This window comes from Paenibacillus terricola (genome assembly GCF_014779765.1).
Taxonomy (GTDB): domain Bacteria; phylum Bacillota; class Bacilli; order Paenibacillales; family Paenibacillaceae; genus Paenibacillus_T; species Paenibacillus_T terricola.
In genome coordinates, this window is the sequence record NZ_JACXZA010000007.1 from 143,058 (window position 1) to 159,545 (window position 16,488).

Below are 16,488 nucleotides of genomic sequence, written 5' to 3' on the forward strand. Positions count from 1 at the left end.
CCGTCGAGGCTGACCCTTTGCTCGCTGCACCAAATTCACTCCGCCGATACAGCGACTTTCTTCCGGCCAATACGTGTCGATATCACAGCCGCGAACAGGCAGACGAATCCGGCCGATACGAACGCCGTCGAGTACGTGCCGAGCCAATCGCGGATCGCACCCGCACCGTACGCCGCTGTGGAAGCGCCAAGCTGATGCGCAACGACGACCCAGCCGAAGATCATCCCCGAACGTTCCTTGCCGAACTCCTGCGTCGCCAGCTTCACGGTCGGCGGCACCGTTGCAATCCAGTCCAGACCGTAGAAGACGCTGAAGACCAACAGCTCTGTTGGTCCAGCGCTCAATGCGTAAGGCAGGAACAGCAGAGACAGTCCGCGCAGCCCATAATACCAGACGAGCAGCCAGCGGCTGTCGAACCGGTCGGACAACCAGCCTGATAGCGTTGTGCCGAACAGGTCAAACAACCCCATCAATGCGAGCAGACTCGCTGCCGTTACCTCGGTAATGCCGAAATCGCCGCAGGCCGGAATGAGATGCGTACCGATCAGCCCATTCGTCGAATAGCCGCAGAAGAAGAACGTGCCGGCCAGCAGCCAGAACGATTTGCTGCCAAGCGCCGAACGAAGAGCAAGGAGGGGCGCCAAGAACAGATTGCCCCGGAACGGGGTTGGCTGAACGACCTCACTCGAGCCATATGGCGCAGCCCCCACATCCGAAGGATGATTCCGCATGAAGATTGCGACGATCAGCAGCAGGACGACCAGCACTGCAACCGCCGTGTAAACAGCCGACTTCCATCCAGCCTCCACTGTAATGCGAGCAAGCAGCGGAAGGAACAACAGCTGTCCCGTCGCCGCGCTCGCCGTTAGAATGCCGACCACAAGACCCCTGCGCTTCGCAAACCATTTGTTCGATACCGTCACGCCAAGCACATTCGCCATGAAGCCCGTCGCGATTCCTGTTATGACGCCCCATAAAATTTCGAATTGCCACAACGCCGTCATTAGCGGCGTAACTGCAAGCCCTGCAGCCAATAAGCTGATGGCGAACAGCATAACACGGCGTACGCCGAACCGCTCCAAGAACGAAGCCGAGAATGGACCGACAAGTCCGTAGAGGAATATGCCGACTGACACTACACTCGAAATCCCCCCGCGGCTCCAGCCGAAATCCTTCTCGAAACTCAGCATGAAGATGCTTGGCATCGAGCGGACACCCGCAGAAACGAGCAGCGTAACGAATGTGACGGCAACGACCACCCATCCGTAGTGCATGCGAGGCGCCTTCCGACCTGCTTCTGTTTGCGGCACAAGATTCACAGTAACCACTCACTCTCTCTATCCTATTTTGTTTGTACATACAATCAAATTAATGCAAGAAGAAGCCTATTGCTTCTCCAACTGTTCACTCGAGAATATGAGCTGCTTCGAGATCTCATCCGCGAATTCTTTGCCGAGCAGCGCCTCATAACGGCTGCGCAATTCCCGTGATGCCGCCTTGATCGTCTCGATCATGCCTTCGCCCTTGGCCGTTGCGTAGACGAGCACCGTCTTGCCCTGCACCTTCCGTTCGACCAGCCCCTTAAGCTCCAGCTTATCAACGAATCGAGTCAGCGTGGATGGCGTTACCGACAGCTTCTCTGCCAGCTCCTTCTGGGAGATGCCCGGCGTTCCGACAGCAAGCCGAATCAAATACCCGTACATCGGCGTCAATCCCGTGGGGGCGAATGCATCCTCTGCAATCTTCGTAATCGTGCGGCCTAGCCGATTAGCCGTAAAGAACAAACAGTTAGTCAGGAAGCTTTCGTCCGGTCCGCTCATGGTCGTGTCCTCTTTTCCGAATTTCTATTTTGTATGTACAACAAATATAAGGGTATCAATTCCAACTGTCAATGGGCGAATCCGAAATTAAAAAGCCCCTCTCGCCTACAAGCGAAAGGGGCATCCATTCCATCAGACGATCAGTTATTCCGCGCGAATAAAATAAAGTCGAGCGCTTGCGGCTCTCCTGCCGTTTCTCGTAATATCCGATTAATCTGGCCGCGATGATACTGACCATGGAGGGCAACGTGTGTCAAAATATCTCGAATCGGCGTACGGAATACAGTGCCGTTCTGGCTCGCATACGTCAAATCCTCATCCAGCTGCTCTTCGGTCAGCGCAGCCAGATAAGCCGTATATTGCTGCTCATTGCTTGCGATGAGCGCTTCGATATCATCCACATCCGCATCATCCGCCCACAGTTGAAGATGTGTCGATGACTCGCCATTCAGCCGTATAATCCAGACTTGCTCGGCAATGGCAAGATGGCGAAATAGACGCAGCGCCTCCGGGCTTCCGCCCCCGCTATTCCTTACTGCATCCAGCAGCTGCCGATCCGCCCACAATTGATGCTCGAACATTCGTTTGACTGTTTTCAACGTTATCCCTCCCAGACATGGCATCCGCCAATTACTGGTTATTATAACGGAATCACGCTAGTCTACAAGCCCTCTGCGCAGCAAAGCCGCGAATGCCGCCGCCGCGGGACGAAGCTGTCTGCCGCGCAGCTGAATCATGCCGTGTTCAATCGGCTCAGGCACAGGCAGCGTCAGCTGGACAAGCTGCCCCGTATGCAGCTCATCCATTACGTTCACCAGCGGCAGCAGAGAAACCCCATATCCGGCTTGCACCATCCGCTTAATTAGTTCAATGCTCGGGTAACGCAATTGCATTTGCGCGAGCGCAGGATGCCCCGCTTCGCGAAGCAGCTGCTCGCCTACTCCGTGATAGTAACATTGGTTGCCGTAGCTGATATAAGCACTCTTCCGATGCCGTTCTCCACGTTCATGCGGCGCTGAGACCCACACCATCTCCTCCTGCAGCAACGGTGTAAAAATCAACCCGTCATGCATCGGGTCCCGCGGCACGATTCCGAGCTCATCCCGCCCATCGAGCACCCGCTCGCATATGTCCTGCATGAAGCCTGTGGAGAGCTGCATCTCCACCGCTTCGAATCGCTCGGCGTATTCGGCGAGCAGCCTTGGCAGTCTGGCCACGCAGTACGATTCGAGCGCGCGCACGCGCAGCACGCCGTTCGGCTGCTCGGAACGCTTCAGCTCATCCTCAAGCGCCTGACTGAGCACAGCGAACTGCTCCGCGAATCGCGCCAGCGCAAGACCCGCCTCGGTCGGCTCGACGCCGCGCGGGAGCCGGTCGAACAGCCTCTTGCCGCTGGCCTTCTCGAGCTGGGCGATATGGGTCGTGACAGTCGACTGTACATAACCCAATCTATCAGCCGCCCGGCTGAAGCTTCGTTCCTCCATGACAGCCTGAAACGTCCGGATGGATCGGCCATCCCATTCGTTGAACACGGCGTGTGTCCTCCTTGGCATTCGATTTTGAAATACCAGATATCGCGTTCATTCATTTTTCAAATTGATAATCACATGCTAACATTAGGAACAGTTCATCGTAAAGGAGAGATTACACCTATGTTAACCCGCTTCCTACGTCCGCTCCTCCCCGCCGTTGGGGCACTAATAGCTGTACTCGTCTTGCTCGCATTCGAGCATACAACCGACCTCACGATGCTGATGGCTCCATTCGGCGCATCATGCGTCATTGTGTTCGCTCTGCCGGACAGCCCGCTCGCCAGACCGCGCAACGTCATCGGCGGCCATATGATCAGCGCGTTAACAGGTCTTATCGTCTATCATGCATTCGGCAACCACATCTGGTCGATAGCCCTTGCAGTCGCCTTGTCGGTCTACCTCATGCAAGTAACGGGTACCATTCATCCTCCCGCCGGCGCCGATCCCATCGTCGTTATTCTAGCAGGAGCCGGATGGTCGTTCCTCTTCGCGCCCGTCTTAGCCGGGGCCGTCATTCTAGTCGGGCTGAGCGCATTGTACCGTTATATGATGAAGAAGCGTGCCCAACAACAGCAGCAGTCGGCGGCATCGGCAGCCATCGCGAAACCAACGATCGTCAAGTCCACTTCAACAAGCGCATAGCATTGCGCTGCCTTGCACCAACAAAGGGCTGCAGCAAATCCATTCGATCTGCTCAGCCCTTTTTTATTTGTACATGCCCCCAAGATGCTGAATTTCCTCTCGCAACCGTGTCATCAATGTCGATGGGCCTGCTGCCTCTACGAGATGGGCAAGCGCGAGCATAGCTCGGACAGCCGACTCCTCACTCTCGAAACCGACCTCCGCCCTTCGTACTCCTGCTTCCTCTCGCATCTGAAACAGTACCCCGCCCAACCGGGCAACCCGTTCCGCAGAATCCTCATGATGCAGCACAACCGCCACGATATAGGGGAACTGTCGATGTTGATAGGACGCCAACCACTGCTCCCAGAACGTCTCCAGACGGAACGCCGTCGGACGCTCGAATACGGTGTCGGTCGGTTCAATCGACTGAATGCTCGACACACGAAGTGCTCGAATGCTCTCATCCGAACGGCCAATGACGAACCATATGCCGGCCTTCAGCACGATGCCATAGCTATCCAGCGATAGTTCCGCAGTTGAATGCAGACGGTTCTTGTACGTTAGCTGCAAGCGCCGCTGCTCCCATACCGCCTTCCGGATAAGCCGCAGTCTGTCATCCCCCTGCTGCTGCTCCGGCTGGGCATGCCAGCTTCCCATATCGATGAACACCCGATTGCGAATCCAATCGGCATCCTCCCGATGCTGATTCGATAAGCTTCCCATCAGTTTGAGCAGCGCTGAACGCATCGCCTGTTCAATGCCCAGCTGCTTAAAGGGCTGCTCGTTTATCTGCAGGAATATGGCATGGACCTCCGACGTGTTCAAACCATCGAGCTTCGTCCGATAATTGGCCGGCAGCATGAAGCCGCCGCCAAGACCGCCCTCCGACTGCACCGGTACGCCCATGCCGCTTAGTGCATCCATATCCCGATAGATCGTCCGCTCAGACACCTCCAGCAGCTGCGCCAGCTCATTCGCCGTCATTCTTCCCGCCTGCTGCAAATACATCATGATGGACAGAAGCCGATCCGCTCGCATCTTCACCACATCCTCTCTTCCATGTATGGCGGCCCTCACTCCCTGACAGTAGATGTCAGGGAGTCCATGCTATTATAGCTCACAACTAAACCCGATGACGAAGTATGCAAACCACCTTAAGAGGAAAGGAGGAATACATGTGAAGTCTTCTGCCGATAAAATGCAAGTCGCAGACCCTCGAGGCGCTGTCCGCCTGCTGCAAACCATCACCCTACTTCGCAGTATCGGTCAAGGCGCCGCGCTTACGATTACAAGCCTCTATCTGCGCGAGCTAGGCTGGAGCGGCACTGCAATTGGCGCTGTCATTGCGGCTGCAAGCCTCGTTCGCATTATTCTGACCCTGTCGAGTGTGTATTTCAATTCGCGGCTCGGTGCCAAGCGCGCTCTGCTTCTCTTCGAGGTCATCACGCTATGTGCTGCTTCCGTCATGGCAGTAACCACTATGCCATGGCTGCTGACCACAGCTATTACAGCGGCCGGGCTCGGCAGCGGACATTCCGGCACTGGCGGTCCAACCGCACCGATTGAAAGCGCCTGGCTAGGCGCGTATGCGAAGGATCCTGCCAAATCGAAGGCACTCTTCGGCCGCAACGCACGTTATAGCTATACCGGACTTGGAGCCGGTGCACTGCTGGCCTGCATCCCCAGTCTGCTATATGGAACAGCAGAGAATGCTGCCAGCTTTCGACTTCTCTATATGCTCATTGCAATTGTAACCGTCGGCTGCATCATATGTATCTGGCGCATACGCGGCGGTGCGCGGAAACCGTCTTCAGCCGCTAACAACAAAGCCGCAATCTCTGAGACTCTAGGCGTCCATTCAGCTGCCACGACTATTGCGGCCGCAGCTGCCCCTGAACCAGATGAGCGATCATCGGCTATTCGTACGCGTGCATCATTATTCGGACTGGTCGGACTAGCCCTTATTATCTTTATCAGCGTTCTTGTCGGAATAGCCTATCGCTCAAACTCAGTTGAGCTTAAACGGATCGCCCCAGCCGCCTTGTTCGTTCTGCTCATCGCAGCTGCCAACCTCCGGCTGCTCCGCAAGCCGAAGACAGTCCAGCTGGCAACGACGCGGAACAACCAGCTCCGCATGCTCGCAAGCAGCTTGAGCGGCGTGACCGCTGCGCTGACCAGTACGGTCACCGCCTATTGGTTGGCGGAACGATTCGGCGCCTCTGCCGGCATCATCGGGCTCATCATGGGCATCTCCTTCTTGGGCGCCGCGCTCCTTGCACAGCTGACAAGCGGCAAGGCTGGACGAGATGTGACCTTAAAGACGATCATCAGCCTGCAGTTCGCCGCCATCTCCCTGCTGCTCATCCTCCCTTGGGTGACCGCCTTCTGGCTGGCCGCCCTTATCGAGATCGGATGCACCGCTTGCAATCTGGGCACCCGCGGCAATCGCACAGCGCTTATGATGGAGGAGCGAGACCGCCACAAGCACACTCTCCTTTCCCGCCTTAACATGATCGCCATACGGCTGACGGCCGTTCTATGGCCGGGCATATTCGTGCAATTCGTCGACGAGGGGGATTACGTGCCTCCGTTTTATTTGGCCGCAGCGATGCAATTCATCTCAGCCCTCCTCTTCCGACGGGTCTATCGGGACGTCGAACAAGCTCAGACCAACGCAAAAAAGCGATCTTTAGATCATCCACTAAGATGACCTAAGGACCGCTCTATCACGAATGCCCTATCTATGATGTCTTCTGACATAACTTATTAATCGCGAAACCGCTGCCTTCTCATCCACTGCGTTGCGACCCACTTCTCCCCCGTCACAACGGGGTTGCCGGCATGCAGCGTCAATTCATTCAAGTGATGATCGGTATAAAAATATTCAAAATAGACCGCGCTTCCCTTCTTCGGTGCAACCGATAGCTGAAGCAGGGGGAAACAGGTCTCCCCGCCCTCTTCCACATCATTCAAATACATAACAAGCGTGCTGATCCGATTGTTAGCAACCGTATCCGAAGTGAAGTAGTCGTAGTGAAGTTTATACTGCTCACCAGGCCTATAGTGCAGCACCTGCAGCGGTTCGGCATGCGCCAGCGGCACCTGCATAAGCTCTGACAGCCTTTCCTCAACCGAACGAACCCAAGCATTCTCGCCTTCCTCCAAGAACATGCTGCTGCTCGTCCGTATGTCACTGACCGTGTGGGCGCCTCCAATTCGAGATCGCTGCATCCTATCGCTTGCCAACGCGATTAGGACATCGCATTCTTCTGCGCTTAGCACATCCTCTAACACCAAGATAAGCGGCTCTTCCAGCTTGTCGACAATCCGAATCTGCCTGTCGCTCGTCCTCAGGATATCTCCTCCTGAGGCATCTACAATCGACTGCTCTTTAACGACCATCGCTTCATCCTCCACTAAGGGCATAATTGATGAAAAATTATGAAAATGCTGTGCTGTCTGTTGATGGATTGCGGGTAACGGTGCGCTATGAGCTTGCGCCTGTCATGACCGGCGCGTCGGGATTGATTTCCGATAATAAATGAAGATGGGTAAGCGGTGTACAGATAACAATGCTGCTGTCATTGAGGAGTAATTTGTGTGACAAATCCTGAATAATCATATGCGAGGTGTGCGGTACTAACTAAGGTTTGAGGTTGTCGTAATGCATTCTGGCTTGTTTGACACTGTCCAAATGGTCTTCCGCCCACAGCTTTAGCGCGGTCATTAACGGCAGGAGCGATTCTCCAAGCGGCGTGAGCGAATATTCGGTAGTAGGCGGTACGGATGGGGTCAGCTTGCGGTTGACGATGCCGTTGCGTTCGAGCTGTTTCAGCGTCTGGGTCAGCATTTTCTGCGAAATGCCTTCAATGCGCCGCATCATCTCGCCATACCGGATAGGGCCCGTCTCCATCGCATAAATCGCAAGTGCGGTCCACTTGTTCGAAATAATCTCGAGCACATGGCTGTAGGTGCATGCCTCCAGCGAAATGTCCGGCTTCGTTCCCATAGCTGCATCTCCTTTCGTACGAACCTAAATGTTCGTAACCCACCTTAAAGTGCCGACTTACTAAATTTTAGCACCGGACCTATACTGTGTCTATCTCAAGTAAGGGAGCTGGTAAGGATGAAGGCATATGTACTGCGAAATGGATTTGGGTTGGATAATGTGAAGCAGGAGGATCGCCCCATTCCATCCCCTGGACCTGGCGAAGTGCTTATTCGCATGAAGGCTGCATCGCTGAACGCCCGTGATATCGGGGTGATTAACGGGTTCTATGAGCCTAATCGAACTCAGCCGCTCATTCCTGTGTCCGATGGCGTTGGTGAAATAGCTGCATTAGGCGATCAGGCTTCCAAATTCAAAATTGGCGAAAGAGTGAGCCCTATATTCACGCAAAGCTGGACGACGGGTGAGCCTACGCAAGCGAATTGGGTATCCACACTTGGCAGCCCGTTTGACGGACTGCTTGCAGAGTATGTCGTCCTTCCGGAAGAGGGCTTGGTGCGCGTACCCGACCATTTGACCGATGAGGAGGCCGCTACACTGCCCTGTGCAGCAGTCACCGCGTGGCACGCGATTGTGGAGGAAGGACAAGTGAAGGCTGGCGATACCGTCGTTGTGCAGGGAACTGGCGGCGTATCCATTTTCGCCCTGCAATTCGCTAAGCTGCTCGGCGCTCGCGTTATCGCAACTTCCAGCAGCGATGAGAAGCTGGAACGCGCCAAGGCGCTTGGAGCCGACTATGGGATCAACTATCGGACTTCGCCGGATTGGGAGCAGGACGTCCTTGCTTTCACGGAAGGCCGCGGTGCGGATCATATTGTCGATCTAGGCGGCGGTTCCACCTTAAACCGTTCCTTGGCAGCGCTGAAGGTTGGCGGTCAGATCAGCATAGTCGGCCTTCTGTCAGGCGCAGTCGTTAATGACTTCGCGATTGTGCCTGCTATTCTTCGCAAAGCTCGATTGCAAGCCATCAACGTTGGCAGCAGGGAAATGTTCGAACGCATGAATCTTGCCATTGAACAGCATGAACTTCATCCTATCATTGACCGTTCATTCCCATTCACTCATTCGCTGGACGCCCTTCGATACATGGCGCAAGGATCGGCCTTCGGGAAAGTTACGATAGCATTCTAATCATTACGGTTGAAGAAGGCGAAGAGTAGGGTTAGCGTTCTAGAAGGATCAGGGACCGGCCACAAAAATAAGGGTTACTTGCCTGCGAATCGTCTAACTCGCAGCAAGTAACCCTTTATTGTTCTCTCTCTTATTCCACCGGCACAGCTGTCTTACGCTCCTGTCGAACACGAATGATTCGGTTTCTTCCGTCGCGCTTTGCGGCATATAGTGCTTTGTCGCACGTAATGTACAGATTTTCCAACCTTGTCTGAGCATCCGGGATGACCGTTAATATTCCTACACTGATGGAATAGGGAGCTGGCTGCTGTTCGTCCCCTGCCGTGAATTCACTGATCATTTGCTCCGCGAACCGGGCAGAAGCCTCCTCGTCACGGCCAGGCAGCAGAATGCCGAACTCGTCGCCTCCATAGCGTACGAGCATATCATCCTTATCCAAGTGGTGTCGAACTCGCGATGCCAGATGCTGCAGCACCTGATCGCCTACATAGTGCCCATAGGTATCGTTAATGGTCTTGAAGCGATCCACATCAAAAAGTAAATAAGACATCGGCTTGTGCAACTTCGCGTATCGAACAAGCTGTCGCTCCGCTTGAATGGCGAATGTTCGCCGGTTAAGCGCGCCTGTCAGGTCATCTTGGTTCGCAAGTATAACGAGTTCACGATGCGACTGCTCCTTCATAAGCAGCACAACGCCGGTATGCCCAACCACAATGATCAGGAATAGAACCAGCAGCGTCGGCAGCTGATACTCGCTAGGCGTATAGAAGCTCGCCCATTTGTACCCCAGCACCGCAGCTCCCGCTCGAACGAGCATCCAGATCGCTACACCAAAATAGAGCGCACCCATCACACGGGCAAGCGGACTTGCTCCGCGAGCAAGCAGCAGCCGATAGGATGGCAGGAATATAACGGCAAGCAGCACAGAGGCGAACGCAATTCGGAATTCTTCTCGATTATGGAGCAGGTAGATCAGGGAGAAGCCCGCAATGCTGCCTGCTGTAATAAATGCGTACAGCCACTTCATTCTCTTCGTCAGAACGCGCTGCAAATGAAGCAGCGCACAGATCTCTAATGCGTACACGACGAAGAGTATACTGTTGCCGAGCAGTATGGACACAGTTTCCGGCATATAGCCGCGCATGGACACCAGGAATAAAGCGACAGCCTGCATGCTTTTGGCCCCGATATAGACTCTAACCGTAACAAGCCTCATACTGTCGTTCCAGTAGGCCAACGTGAGCACCAATGCGATCAAATAGCCGATTAATAACGTTGCAAACACCGTTTGAGCATCCAAGGATATGGACATAACCAGCACCATCTCGTACAAAAAATAGTAATAGCACTCTGATTATAGTATAAATGTCCTACTAATTCGACATGACATGAAGTAATTTATTCGTTAAATTATGTAATTGTCATATTTCCTGTCGCAATAAGTCAACAAACCGACACGAAATTCGGGATTATACGAGAAAACACCGCCCAGCCCATGCGGCCGCAGCGGTGTTCTGTTTATTGGCGGATCAATCTATATAAGTTCCTATTACCCTCCAAAGGCAACCTGATACCCGTCCAAGTCACGAATCGTGAACTCGCTCCAACCCTCAGACCAGTGCGGACCGTTGACGACTTCTACGCCTTTCTCTTGGGATACCGCATACAGATGCCTCAGCCCTTCTGAATCGGTATAGCAGAATACATCGAAATAAATGCCGCCGTCAGCAGCCGAATTCGGGTGAATGTCCGCCTTTCGCTTCGCCGGATGCAGAATAAAGGTTGCACCGCCGTGGCTCACGTGGATGTGTCCACCAATATTCTCAGTATTGAATCCGATTCCTTCGTAAAATGCAACCGACGCATCGACGTTCTCAACTAGGAACGTAACGGATGCACCCGTAATTCGCGCTCTAACTTTCTCCACGAACGATTCGGTAAGCTTCTTCTCTTGCGCCGTATCTTCTACCAACTCGATCAACTCCTTCTTCAACATCGTCTTTGCTCTCCGCAACCGGCTCTCTGTCGTTCTAAGCGGAACGTCCAGCAGCTCGCTTATTTCCCTGGAATTGTATCCCCCTATGTAATACATCAAGGTGGAGGTACGATAAATCTCTTCTAACCCATGCAGCGCTTTCCATACGGCCTGTCCATCGGAATTTCGCTCAACTTGTTCGTCCAACGATACCGTATCCGCCGTATTCGCAGCCTCCTCGAGTGACCGTACAATGAGCTGTTTCTTGCGAAAATAATCCTTGCACAGGTTGCTCGCTATGCGGATCACCCAGCCACCGAATCGCTCCCCATCCTGCAGCTGCCCGAGGTTACGCCATGCTTTGACGAAAGCCTCCTGCGCAATATCCTGCGCCAAGTGAAAATCATTCACCGCGCTGTAGGCTGCCCCATACACCGCATTGGAGTATTGACGGACTAGCTCCGTGAATGCATCCTGATCCCCATACAGAGATCTTCTAACCAGCTCCGCTTCCGATTGATGACTCAACGAAGCCATTCACCTCCTCTATTAATAAAGACGGGTTGTTGTTCTGAAATACATTCATCATGCAATAAATTCTTTTTCGACAATATATTTCCTCCTCTAAAGACAACCTTCGATTCGATCTGGTTTATTTGAGGCCCATCTTTTAGACAAACCTCGTTTCAATGCCCAGCCCAATTTCAATTCATAATGTAAAGTAGACTTGACATGGTGAATACTTTACCATACATTATGTATACAGTGGTTTACATTCATTCAAACCCAAAGGAGGTGTTTGATTTGACTTACCAAGAGAAGAAAAGCATCGTCACGCTTATCAGTACGATCCTTATATTTGCGATCTATTGCTTGTACATGTACCCGCGCTATCCCGAGCAAGGCGCTGAACTAACGGAGGTACTAAGATATTGGGGTGCCTTCGTCCTCATTCTGATGCTGGTATCCATCATTGCGCATATTATTATCAGCATTGTGTTCAACATCGTCTACCGAATGACGACAGGCGAGAAGGAACCTGGTTTCACGGATGAGCTGGATCGCATCATTGAGCTGAGAGCCCACCGGATCTCATTCTTGTTGTTCATCGTTGGCTTCCTGTGCGCGATGGGATCGCTCGTCATGGAGAAGCCGCTGTATGTCATGTTCGACTTTCTGATTGCTGCCGGCTTCCTGGCCGATGTCAGCAGCTCCGTTACGAAACTTTATCACTATAGGAGAGGCTTCTAATATGGGTAACAATCTTGTCGGCAACCATATCCGCAAACTACGATTCGACCACGACGAAATGACCCAGCAACAGCTGGCTGACAAGGTAGGCGTAACCAGACAAACAATCGTGGCGCTCGAGAAAGGCAATTACTCGCCGTCGCTAGAGCTGGCATTCCGCATCGCTCGGGCGTTCAACTTACCGATTGAGAGCATCTTTTACTACGAGGAAGATCACAAGAAGTAGACCCGCGCACATCCTTGACTTCGACAGATTTTCTTGCGGAAATGAGAAGGAGGAGAACCATGCATACTACGCGTAGAGCAGCTAAACTTACGGGGATTTTGTTTATTCTTGCCGCTATTTCATCCATTATCGGACTCGTTCTATACGATCCAATCCTGAACGGTACCGATTATTTGATCGAGGGTGCCAAGCATGATAATCAGATCATCTTGGGCGCGCTTATGGAGCTTGTGCTTGTCGTATCGGCGGTTGGAACGGCCGTTACGATGTTTCCTGTATTGCGTCGTGTCAGCGAAAGAATTGCGCTCGGGCATCTATGCTTTCGTTTTCTTGAAGCGGCCATTATTACAGTCGGTATTATTAGCGTCTTATCCCTCTTGACATTAAGTCGTGAATTTACGGCGATAGCACCTACAGACCCCACCTCTTACCACGCAGCAGGTACGCTATTAATCGCAATCCACGACTGGACCTTCCTGCTCGGCCCTAACTTCATGCTTGGCATTAACACGATGATGTACAGCTATATTTTCTACCGCAGCGGCCTAGTGCCTCGCTTCCTGTCCATTCTCGGGATGACCGGCGGCGCACTCGTTCTCGCTGCAGCGTTGTTCGAAATGTTCGGCGTATTCGAGCAAGTATCCACATGGGGCGGACTGTTGTCACTGCCTGTCGCTGCGAACGAAATGACGCTTGCCGTTATCCTTCTCGTGCGCGGATTTAACGAGTCTCGGCTTGCCGCTATTGACAGCAACATCCAGGCGGGATACCATATAACCAAGTAACTAATTATTTGGTTGATTATGGAGAAGATAGTCCGATGGAATACCTCGACACCACACAACTGGAAACAACCGTGCATCAGCAACTGCGAGCGTGCAGCCCGATTTTTCTTGCTCTTGCTGACCCGGTCCGACAGGACATCATCATGATGCTCACGAAGCATGAATCACTTAATGTCGCTCAGATCGTCGAACGCTCTCCTATGTCTCGCTCCGCCATTTCACATCACTTGAAGATACTCAAGCAAGCGAGTCTGCTTACTTCCACCAAGAAGGCAACCGAAATCTACTACAGCCTCGACATTGAACACCCCGTCGCATTGCTGAAAGCATTCCTTGCAACAACCGAACAAATTCTAACTATAAAAACACCAACCGGGGATGAATAATCCCCTTTTGCCCCTCGTAAATAACTATATAACTAGATGTTTGGTTATTTAGTTATTATAAATAAGATGGACTATGAAGGAGGCCTCCTCATGCCAACTGTCCTTATTACTGGCGCTTCAAGCGGAATTGGCGCAGCATTCACGGAGTTGTTCGCCAAGCTGCGGTATCGGATCATTCTAGCCTCGCGGGACGAAGGAAAACTAAACCATCTCGCGACGGATCTTCAGCAGCGTTATAGTGTGACTACCCTAACAGTAGCCGTTGATTTAGCTCAAGCCGATGGTGCGCTGTTGTTGTATGAACGTCTACATGAAGAGCAGATCGACATCTTCATCAACAACGCGGGCTGCGGCTCGTTCGGCTTCCTGCATGAGCTGGATGCCCGGTCAGAGCAGCAGATGCTGCAGTTGAACGTTATGTCCCTGTCTCACCTGCTCATGTTGGTCCTGCCGGATATGGTGCGAAGGGGCAGCGGACGCATTCTGAATGTCGGCTCCACGACCTCCTTCTATCCTTGTCCGTTGAGCGCGAATTATTCCGCCTCCAAGGCATTCGTACTCTCGCTTACAGAGGCGGTTGCTAGCGAGCTGCAAGGCACAGGCGTCAGCATCACAGCGCTATGCCCCGGCGGGACGGGAACCTCATTCTTCCAATCCGCTAATATGGATGAGCAAAAGGTCGCCGATCCGAAAGCACTCATGTCGCCTGACAAGGTTGCACAAATCGGCTACAAGGCGCTTATGCGCGGTCAGGCGGTTGTCGTTCCCGGCATGCAGAATTGGCTGCTGACGCAAGCACCTAGACTGTTCCCGCGCCGCTTCGTCACTCGCATTACGCGTTCCGTTCTAGAGCGCAAACGGTAGACAACAGCTTTTCAATACGGCTAGCTGCCGCCGCCGAACACAATAACGTAGTCGTCCAAATCCCGCACAGCAAACTCTCGCCACTGCATGCTGCCCATATCCTCGACGATGGGGTCATACGCAATGATGGCCCCTTTGTCCTTGAACTCCTCGCACATCGATTGTACGCCATTGAAATCGGAGTAGGCGTATGTGTCCCAGCTAGTCGGCGACCCAGGCCAATCTGCTGGATCATGCTTCGGCGAAGGCTTCGCATTCGGTCGCACATGCTCAGGCTTAGCTGCCTGCTGCAGGATGAAGCCTACGCCTTCCCGTTCGGCATGCCCCCAATCATCGATCGATGAATAGCCCGGCAGCTGTAAAAGAAAAAGCGATCACCTCCCTCCTAACCAGAGGGAAGTGATCGCTGCTTATATGAATAAAGCGTATACCGTTATTTTGATTCTGTAGGCACAAACTGCTTCCGTTTGATGCTGCCCCACGAATGACGGCCCTTTCTGAACTTCAGAATGCCTTCAATACGGAACAGAATCGTCAACTGGCGGTAGCCGAGGTTCTCCAGCAGCGCGAACAGCACCAGTCGCATAATATCCTTGAACGACGTGTACTTGCGGAACGAAATCTGCTCCAGCAGAATACTGCCCATCGACAAGGACGTACCGAGCAGGAAGGCGACGATGAAGTAGATGAGGAAGTTGTGGAAATCCAGCAATCCGAACAAATACGCCATCGGGATGAAAATGTAGCCCAGAAACTCGACCACGGGACCAATCAATTCAAACAGCCAATAATAAGGCAGCGTCAGCATGCCGACAGCGCCATACTTCTTCCGGAACAACATGCCGCGGTAAGCGAGCAGGTTGTCGAAGAGGCCGATCTGCCAACGTCTACGCTGCACGCGCAGGTCATTAAGCGACTCTGGCGCCTGCGTCCAGCAGATCGGATCGGCGAGGAACTTGATTTTATACTTACGCTTCTCGCGCTTCATTTTCTCATGCAGCTTAATGATGATATCCATGTCTTCGCCGATCGTATTCGCCTTGTAACCGCCAACCTCGATGACGGCACTCTTGTTGAATGCCCCGAATGCGCCCGAGATAATAAGGATCGAGTTCAAGCGGCTGAGGCTCGTCCGACCGGTCAGGAACGCCCGCAAATATTCAACGATCTGGAACGAGGCAATCCGGCTCTTCGGAATGCGCATATCGACTAGCTTGCCGTCCTTGATGATCGAACCGTTCGCAAGCCTTACGATACCGCCGACCGCAACCGTCTCTGGGTGCTCTACGAAAATCATTGTGAGCTTAATAAGCGCTTCATTCTCAAGAATGGAGTCCGCGTCAATACTCGCGAAAATCGGGTACGAAGAAACGTTGATCCCTGCATTTAATGCATCCGCCTTGCCGCCGTTCTCTTTGTCGACGAGGATGATCCGTTCGAACTGCGGACTGCGATAAATGCCTCGAATGTCTTTCGTCTGCAAGCTCTTCTTCACCGGCTGATTCACCAGCGTCAGCCCGAACTCTTCGATAATCCGATCCCGCGTGCTGTCCTTGGAGCCGTCATTGACCACAATAATCTCGTATTCGTAATAGTCCAGCGCCAGCAGTGACTTAATATTATCGACAATCGTTTTCTCTTCGTTATAAGCAGGGACGATGATCGAGATCGGTATCATGTTCTTCGAGCCGATGTATCGTTTGTAGTCCGAAGATTTCATTTTTCTTAAGTATGAGAACAAGTCGAAGACCGATACGAGCATTTGGCCGTTATAGAACAGATTAATCGCAATGGTGTATATCATGCAAAAACCGCTGAAATACAAGATGAATTTCCAAAATATAAACATATCCGCTACCTACCCTCCAGGTTGTGGTGAAGCCGA

19 protein-coding genes are annotated in these 16,488 nt (G+C 52.8%); 8 read left to right on the forward strand and 11 right to left on the reverse strand.

Going from position 1 to position 16,488, the window contains the following annotated elements:
• Positions 1-35: 35 nt before the first annotated feature.
• The 4 genes from H8B09_RS24520 to H8B09_RS24535 all read right to left on the reverse strand — a co-directional run bounded on the left by H8B09_RS24520 (position 36) and on the right by H8B09_RS24535 (position 3,352).
• Positions 36-1,274, reverse strand: coding sequence for an MFS transporter (locus H8B09_RS24520; RefSeq protein ID WP_191206416.1), 1,239 nt, complete (start codon positions 1,272-1,274; stop codon positions 36-38).
• Between the two features lie 111 nt (positions 1,275-1,385).
• Positions 1,386-1,820: a MarR family winged helix-turn-helix transcriptional regulator gene (locus H8B09_RS24525; protein ID WP_191206230.1), complete on the reverse strand. Its 435-nt coding sequence runs from the start codon at positions 1,818-1,820 to the stop codon at positions 1,386-1,388.
• A gap of 140 nt (positions 1,821-1,960) precedes the next feature.
• Positions 1,961-2,419 (reverse strand): DinB family protein, encoded by a 459-nt coding sequence (locus H8B09_RS24530; protein ID WP_191206231.1) that lies wholly within the window; start codon positions 2,417-2,419, stop codon positions 1,961-1,963.
• Positions 2,420-2,476: 57 nt separating this feature from the next.
• Positions 2,477-3,352, reverse strand: coding sequence for a LysR family transcriptional regulator (locus tag H8B09_RS24535; RefSeq protein WP_191206232.1), 876 nt, complete (start codon positions 3,350-3,352; stop codon positions 2,477-2,479).
• Positions 3,353-3,472: 120 nt separating this feature from the next.
• Between H8B09_RS24535 and H8B09_RS24540 the strand changes: the two genes are divergently transcribed.
• Positions 3,473-3,994, forward strand: coding sequence for an HPP family protein (locus H8B09_RS24540; RefSeq protein ID WP_191206233.1), 522 nt, complete (start codon positions 3,473-3,475; stop codon positions 3,992-3,994).
• A 63-nt stretch (positions 3,995-4,057) separates the two neighbouring features.
• Here H8B09_RS24540 and H8B09_RS24545 read toward each other — a convergent pair whose 3' ends face one another.
• Complete coding sequence (locus H8B09_RS24545) at positions 4,058-5,014, reverse strand: helix-turn-helix transcriptional regulator (RefSeq protein ID WP_224753960.1); 957 nt, start codon at positions 5,012-5,014, stop codon at positions 4,058-4,060.
• Positions 5,015-5,153: 139 nt separating this feature from the next.
• Between H8B09_RS24545 and H8B09_RS24550 the strand changes: the two genes are divergently transcribed.
• Positions 5,154-6,686: an MFS transporter gene (locus tag H8B09_RS24550; RefSeq protein ID WP_191206235.1), complete on the forward strand. Its 1,533-nt coding sequence runs from the start codon at positions 5,154-5,156 to the stop codon at positions 6,684-6,686.
• Between the two features lie 56 nt (positions 6,687-6,742).
• On the opposite strand, the gene H8B09_RS24555 is transcribed toward H8B09_RS24550, so the two are convergent.
• Together H8B09_RS24555 and H8B09_RS24560 are read right to left on the reverse strand one after the other, a co-directional pair.
• Positions 6,743-7,378, reverse strand: coding sequence for a 2OG-Fe(II) oxygenase (locus tag H8B09_RS24555; RefSeq protein ID WP_191206417.1), 636 nt, complete (start codon positions 7,376-7,378; stop codon positions 6,743-6,745).
• Positions 7,379-7,619: 241 nt separating this feature from the next.
• Positions 7,620-7,985: a winged helix-turn-helix transcriptional regulator gene (locus tag H8B09_RS24560; RefSeq protein WP_191206236.1), complete on the reverse strand. Its 366-nt coding sequence runs from the start codon at positions 7,983-7,985 to the stop codon at positions 7,620-7,622.
• A 117-nt stretch (positions 7,986-8,102) separates the two neighbouring features.
• On the opposite strand from H8B09_RS24560, the gene H8B09_RS24565 reads away from it, so the two are divergent.
• Positions 8,103-9,116, forward strand: a complete 1,014-nt coding sequence (locus H8B09_RS24565) for a zinc-dependent alcohol dehydrogenase family protein (RefSeq protein ID WP_191206237.1) — start codon at positions 8,103-8,105, stop codon at positions 9,114-9,116.
• Positions 9,117-9,246: 130 nt separating this feature from the next.
• Here the strand turns inward: H8B09_RS24565 and H8B09_RS24570 are convergent, their stop codons facing one another.
• Both H8B09_RS24570 and H8B09_RS24575 read right to left on the reverse strand, forming a co-directional pair.
• Positions 9,247-10,428 (reverse strand): GGDEF domain-containing protein, encoded by a 1,182-nt coding sequence (locus H8B09_RS24570; protein WP_191206238.1) that lies wholly within the window; start codon positions 10,426-10,428, stop codon positions 9,247-9,249.
• Between the two features lie 237 nt (positions 10,429-10,665).
• Positions 10,666-11,619, reverse strand: coding sequence for a sigma-70 family RNA polymerase sigma factor (locus H8B09_RS24575; protein WP_191206239.1), 954 nt, complete (start codon positions 11,617-11,619; stop codon positions 10,666-10,668).
• Between the two features lie 267 nt (positions 11,620-11,886).
• Here H8B09_RS24575 and H8B09_RS24580 point away from each other — a divergent pair, with 267 nt between their 5' ends.
• The 5 genes from H8B09_RS24580 (at position 11,887) to H8B09_RS24600 (ending at position 14,603) form a co-directional block, all read left to right on the forward strand.
• Positions 11,887-12,342 (forward strand): hypothetical protein, encoded by a 456-nt coding sequence (locus H8B09_RS24580; RefSeq protein ID WP_318152766.1) that lies wholly within the window; start codon positions 11,887-11,889, stop codon positions 12,340-12,342.
• A gap of 1 nt (position 12,343) precedes the next feature.
• Complete coding sequence (locus H8B09_RS24585; RefSeq protein ID WP_191206241.1) at positions 12,344-12,568, forward strand: helix-turn-helix transcriptional regulator; 225 nt, start codon at positions 12,344-12,346, stop codon at positions 12,566-12,568.
• A 59-nt stretch (positions 12,569-12,627) separates the two neighbouring features.
• The gene (locus H8B09_RS24590; RefSeq protein ID WP_191206242.1) at positions 12,628-13,353 is read left to right on the forward strand and encodes a DUF4386 domain-containing protein; all 726 of its coding nucleotides are present in this window, start codon (positions 12,628-12,630) and stop codon (positions 13,351-13,353) included.
• 35 nt (positions 13,354-13,388) lie between these two features.
• A complete protein-coding gene (locus tag H8B09_RS24595; RefSeq protein WP_191206243.1) occupies positions 13,389-13,739 on the forward strand; it encodes an ArsR/SmtB family transcription factor in 351 nt (116 codons plus the stop codon).
• A gap of 90 nt (positions 13,740-13,829) precedes the next feature.
• Positions 13,830-14,603: an SDR family NAD(P)-dependent oxidoreductase gene (locus H8B09_RS24600; RefSeq protein WP_191206244.1), complete on the forward strand. Its 774-nt coding sequence runs from the start codon at positions 13,830-13,832 to the stop codon at positions 14,601-14,603.
• Positions 14,604-14,623: 20 nt separating this feature from the next.
• Here H8B09_RS24600 and H8B09_RS24605 read toward each other — a convergent pair whose 3' ends face one another.
• Together H8B09_RS24605 and H8B09_RS24610 are read right to left on the reverse strand one after the other, a co-directional pair.
• A complete protein-coding gene (locus H8B09_RS24605) occupies positions 14,624-14,869 on the reverse strand; it encodes a VOC family protein (protein ID WP_191206245.1) in 246 nt (81 codons plus the stop codon).
• Positions 14,870-15,036: 167 nt separating this feature from the next.
• Positions 15,037-16,407: a glycosyltransferase family 2 protein gene (locus tag H8B09_RS24610; RefSeq protein WP_224753961.1), complete on the reverse strand. Its 1,371-nt coding sequence runs from the start codon at positions 16,405-16,407 to the stop codon at positions 15,037-15,039.
• Between the last annotated feature and the right edge of the window lie 81 nt (positions 16,408-16,488).

Coding starts and splice junctions, on each gene's coding strand:
- H8B09_RS24545 (WP_224753960.1), bottom strand. CDS start 5,014: ATGCGAGCGGATCGGCTTCTGTCCATCATGATGTATTTGCAGCAGGCG.
- H8B09_RS24525 (WP_191206230.1), bottom strand. CDS start 1,820: ATGAGCGGACCGGACGAAAGCTTCCTGACTAACTGTTTGTTCTTTACG.
- H8B09_RS24585 (WP_191206241.1), top strand. CDS start 12,344: ATGGGTAACAATCTTGTCGGCAACCATATCCGCAAACTACGATTCGAC.
- H8B09_RS24520 (WP_191206416.1), bottom strand. CDS start 1,274: ATGCACTACGGATGGGTGGTCGTTGCCGTCACATTCGTTACGCTGCTC.
- H8B09_RS24560 (WP_191206236.1), bottom strand. CDS start 7,985: ATGGGAACGAAGCCGGACATTTCGCTGGAGGCATGCACCTACAGCCAT.
- H8B09_RS24600 (WP_191206244.1), top strand. CDS start 13,830: ATGCCAACTGTCCTTATTACTGGCGCTTCAAGCGGAATTGGCGCAGCA.
- H8B09_RS24590 (WP_191206242.1), top strand. CDS start 12,628: ATGCATACTACGCGTAGAGCAGCTAAACTTACGGGGATTTTGTTTATT.
- H8B09_RS24555 (WP_191206417.1), bottom strand. CDS start 7,378: ATGGTCGTTAAAGAGCAGTCGATTGTAGATGCCTCAGGAGGAGATATC.
- H8B09_RS24540 (WP_191206233.1), top strand. CDS start 3,473: ATGTTAACCCGCTTCCTACGTCCGCTCCTCCCCGCCGTTGGGGCACTA.
- H8B09_RS24570 (WP_191206238.1), bottom strand. CDS start 10,428: ATGTCCATATCCTTGGATGCTCAAACGGTGTTTGCAACGTTATTAATC.
- H8B09_RS24595 (WP_191206243.1), top strand. CDS start 13,389: ATGGAATACCTCGACACCACACAACTGGAAACAACCGTGCATCAGCAA.
- H8B09_RS24565 (WP_191206237.1), top strand. CDS start 8,103: ATGAAGGCATATGTACTGCGAAATGGATTTGGGTTGGATAATGTGAAG.
- H8B09_RS24610 (WP_224753961.1), bottom strand. CDS start 16,407: ATGATATACACCATTGCGATTAATCTGTTCTATAACGGCCAAATGCTC.